The following is a 4,886-nucleotide window of genomic DNA, read 5'->3' on the forward strand; positions in this document are numbered from 1 at the left end:
AGCGCCTGACGAATCACCCGCTGCTGAGACGGACCGTTCGGAGCCGTCAGACCATTCGACGCACCATCCTGATTCACCGCACTCGACCGCATCACCGCAAGCACCTCGTGACCGTTACGGCGAGCGTCGGACAACCGCTCCAACACCACCACACCGACGCCCTCGGACCAACCCGTCCCGTCAGCACTGTCGGCGAACGACCGGCACCGGCCATCCGGGGACAGACCACCCTGCACGGTGAAGCCCACGAAGGCATCCGCAGTGGCCATGACGGTCACGCCGCCGGCCAGCGCCAACGAGCACTCCCCCGCCCGCAACGCCTGCGCAGCCAGATGCATCGCCACCAGCGACGACGAACACGCCGTGTCCACACTGACCGCGGGACCCTCCAGCCCCAACGCATACGCAACCCGCCCCGAGATCGCACTGCCCGCTGCGCCGGTGATGAGATGGCCCTGGAGCTGCTCGCCGGAGCGGGCGACTAGTTCCCCGTACCCCGATCCGAAGGCCCCCGCGAAGACGCCGGTCGGGCTGCCGGCCAGCGTTCCGGGATCGATTCCCGCCCGTTCCAGGGCCTCCCACGACACTTCCAGCAGCAAACGCTGCTGCGGGTCGGTGGCCAGGGCCTCGCGCGGGGAGATACGGAAGAAGGCGGCGTCGAACTCGCCGGCGCCGGCGAGGAAGCCGCCCTCGGCCGTGGCCGACGCCGCGGACCCATCGGCGCCGAGGAGCGCGTCGAGGTCCCAGCCGCGGTCGGCCGGAAAGGGAGTGACGCCGTCGATGCCGCCGGCGACGAGCTGCCACAGGTCGTCGGGGTCGGCCACCCCGCCCGGGAAGCGGCAGGCCATGCCGACTATGACGATCGGGTCACCGGTGACCGACACCGGCGCCGGCATCGTGGTCGTCTCCGGGGTCTCCGGCTCACCGAAGCCGGTCGCCAGGTGCGCGGCCAGGCGGGCGACGGTCGGATAGTCGAACACCGCGCCCGCTGCGAGGCTGACGCCGGTCCGGGCGCGCAGCAGGTTCCGCAGCTCGACGGAGGTCAGCGAGTCGAAGCCGAGGTCGCTGAACGGCTGGTCGGCGTTGATCTGCGTGCCGGAGGCGTGCCCGAGCACGGCCGCGGCGGCATCGCGGACGAGGTCGGTGAGGATCTGCCGGCGCTCGGCTGCGGGAAGTGCGGCGAGACGCTCGCCTAGCCCGTGGCGGCCCGCGCGGGTGTTGTCGGCGGTGCGGCGCGCGATGCCACCGGTCAGCGCGCGCCACAGCGGGGCGTCGTGCTGAGCCCGCAGCGCCTGGACCTTCAGCCGGGTCAGGCCGAGGACCGGGTGGCCGGTGCCGAGCGCGCGGTCGAACAGGTCGAGGCCCTGTTCGACGGACATGGGAGGCATGGCCGACCGGGCCATCCGCGCGATGTCGACCTCCGACAGGGTGCCGACCAGGCCGATCTCGGTCGTCCAGGCGCCCCACGCCATCGACAGGCCCGGCAGGCCCGCGCGGCGGCGGTGCTGCATGAGCGCGTCCAAAAACACGTTTCCGGCGGCGTAGTTGCTCTGCCCGCCGCCGCCCATGAAGCCGGCCAGGGACGAGAACACCACGAACATCGCGAGATCCAGGTCGCGCGTGAGCTCGTGCAGGTGCCAGGCCGCGTCGACCTTGGGTGCGAGTACGCGGTCCAACTGCTCGCGGGTGATCGAGCCGAGCAGGCCGTCCTCGATGATGCCCGCGGTGTGCACGACGCCGGTCAGGGGGTGGTCCGGGGAGACGACCGCCAGTGCCTCGGCCAGCGCCGCCCGGTCGGTCACGTCGCAGGCCAGCACCTGGGCCGTTGCGCCGCTGCGGGTCAGGTCCGCGATCAGTTCCGCTGCCCCCGGCGCGTCCGGCCCGCGGCGGCTCAGCAGCAGCAGATGACGCGTGCCGTGTTCGGTGACCAGGTGCCGCGCCACCGCGCCGGCCAGGCCTCCGGTGCCGCCGGTGATCAGGACCGTCCCGTCGGGGGCGGGGGCGTGCGGGATCGTCAGCACGAGCTTGCCGACGTGCCGGGCCTGGCTCATGTGCCGGAAGGCGTCCTGTCCCCGGCGCACGTCGAAGGCCGTGACCGGCAACGGCTTCAGCGCGCCGGCCGCGAAGAGCCGGGCCACCTCCTGGAGCATTTCCTGGATGCGGTCGATACCGGCGTCCATCAGGTCGAACGCCTGGTAGCTCAGCCCGGGTCGCTGCTCGCGCAGATCATCGGCGGACCGGATGTCGGTCTTGCCCATCTCGAGAAACCGCCCGCCCGGGGCCAGCACGTCGAGGGAGGCGTCCACGAACTCGCCGGCCAGCGAGTTGAGCACCACGTCCAGGACCTGGAAACGCTCACGGAAGGCGAGATCCCGGGAGGATGCGACCCGGTCCGTCGTGAGGCCTTGCGCGTGCAGTACGGGCCACTTGGCCGGATGCGCGGTGGCGAACACCTCCGCGCCGAGGTGCCGAGCGAGCTGGATCGCCGCCGACCCCACCCCACCGGCCCCGGCGTGCACCAGCACAGACTCGCCGGACCGCAGGCCCGCGAGGTCGACCAGGCCGTAGTACGCCGTCAGGAACGCAACCGGCACCGAAGCAGCCGTGACGAACGACCAACCGGACGGGATCGTCGTCAGCAGCCGGTGGTCGGTCACCGCCTCCGGCCCGAAACCACCGGGCACGATGCCCATGACGCGGTCGCCTGGCACGAGGCTCGTCACGCCCGGCCCGGTCTCGACGATCACACCGGAGATCTCCCCGCCCAGAGGCCCGGCGGCACGCGGATCGTCGACCATGCCGAGGGCGTTGAGGACGTCCCGGAAGTTGAGGCCCGCCGCCCGGACGCGCACCCGGACCTGACCCTGTTCCAGTGGGCCGGCCAGCTCGGGAACCGGTTGCAGGGCCAGAGTCTCCAGCGTGCCCTTCTCGGTGGAGTCGAGCCGCCAGAGCTCGGGCGACGACGCCGGCGCGGTGAGCTCGTCCGCGCCTGTGACCCGGGTGAGGCGGGCCGCGAGCAGCTTGCCGTTGCGCAGCACCAGCTGCGGTTCGTCCGCGGAGAGCACCCGGCCCAGCACGGCGGCGTCGACCTCGGTGTCGCTGTCGAGCAGGACGATCCGGCCGGGGTGCTCGCTCTGCGCCGAGCGGACCAGGCCCCACACCGCTGCCGCGGCGATGTCCGTGACGGATTCGCCGGAGTCGGCCGCGATCGCGCCTCGGGTCGTCACGACCACCGGGCGCTCGTCCGTACCGAGGTGCTGTTGCAGTTGTCCCAGAACCCGCGCTGTCAGGTCGTGGGTGGACCGCACGACTTCGTTCGGGTCACCCTCGGCGGCCAGCAGCACGGCGTCGGCGGCGTCGGCAGTCGCTTCAGCCGGCGTGGTCTCGACCCAGTCGATCCGCAGCATGGTGCCGTCGCCGGACCCGGCCGTGACGGCTCCGGCTCGCACCGGACGGATGGTCAGCGATCCGATCGACAGCACCGGCGATCCCGTGCTGTCCGCGACCGCGATCGCCAGCTGGTCCGGACCGGTCCTTGTCAGAGCCACCCGCAGCCGGGAGGCGCCCGCGGCCCGCAGGACGATGTCGGTGAAGCTGAACGGCAGGCCGTCGTCGCGCGCCGCGGCCGGCTCGGCGAAGACCGCGGGGTGCAGCGCGGCGTCCAGCAGCGCCGGGTGGATCCCGAACGATGCCGCGAGACCGCGCCCGGCTTCGGGCAGCTCGACCTCGGCGAGGATCCGGTCCCCGGCACGCCAGGCCCGGCCCAACCCCCGGAACACCGGCCCGTACGCGAGGAAGCCGCCCGCGTCGAGCTGCTCGTAGAACTCCCCGGTGTCGATCTCCGTCGCACCGGGCACGGGCCAGTCCCGGCTCACCGGGTCGAACTCCGCCCCGGCACCGGCGGCCCCGGCGCTCACCGTGCCCGTGGCGTGGCGGGTCCACTCCTCCTGCCCGTCGGGCCGGGCGTACACGGCGACACCGCGGCGGGAGGTGTCCGGCTCCGCCTCGCCCACGACGACCTGCAGCTGCACACCGCCCTGGGCGGGCAGCACCAGCGGCGCCTCGAGGACGAGCTCGTCCACCCGGTCGCACCGCACGCTGTCGCCCGCCAGGACGGCCAGTTCCACGAAACCGGTTCCCGGCAGGAGCACGGTGCCGCGTACAGCGTGGTCGGCGAGCCAGGGGTGGGTGCGCAGCGAGAGGCGGCTGGTGAACACCACCCCGTCGGTGTGCGGCAGCGGCACCACGGCGCCCAGTAACGGGTGCTCGGCCGGGCTCAGCCCGGCGGCGGCGACGTCGGCGGGGCTCGTGGCCGGGCCCGGCCAGTAGCGCTGGTGCTGGAACGCGTAGGTGGGCAGGCCGACCCGGACGGCGCTGCGCCCGGCGAAGACCGCATCCCAGCGCACGGGGGCACCGTGGGTCCATGCCTGGGCGAGCGCCAGGACCAGCCGGAGCAGGCCACCCTCGCCGCGTCGCAGCGTTCCGACGACCGGCGCGACATCCTGCACCGCCGGCGCCAGCACGGGATGCGGACTCACCTCGATCACCACTGCGGGCTCGGCCGCCGTCAGAGCCTGCTCGAACAGCACGGTGTTGCGCAGGTTCCGGTACCAGTACCCGGCGTCCCACTCCGCGGTGTCCATCAGCGCTCCGGTCACCGATGAGAACACCGGCACCGACGACGACCGCGGGGTGACCGGAGCCAGATCCGCCAGCAAGCGGTCCTCGATGCGCTCGACCAGATGCGAGTGGGAGGCGTAGTCCACCGCGATCCGGCGCGCCTGGATCCCCTGCTCCTCGCAGAATTCCTGCAGCGAGTCCAGGGCGTCGGCCTCGCCCGAGACCACCACGGATGCCGGGCCGTTGATCGCGGCCAGCGACACCCC

At 73.0% G+C, this 4,886-nt stretch carries 1 protein-coding gene; it reads right to left on the reverse strand.

The features are described 5' to 3' along the window. A partial coding sequence (locus ABZ646_RS40005) for an SDR family NAD(P)-dependent oxidoreductase (protein ID WP_360530698.1) occupies positions 1-4,886 on the reverse strand: 4,886 nt, incomplete at both ends.

Source organism: Streptomyces sp. NPDC007162, from assembly GCF_040634175.1.
Lineage (GTDB): Bacteria > Actinomycetota > Actinomycetes > Streptomycetales > Streptomycetaceae > Streptomyces.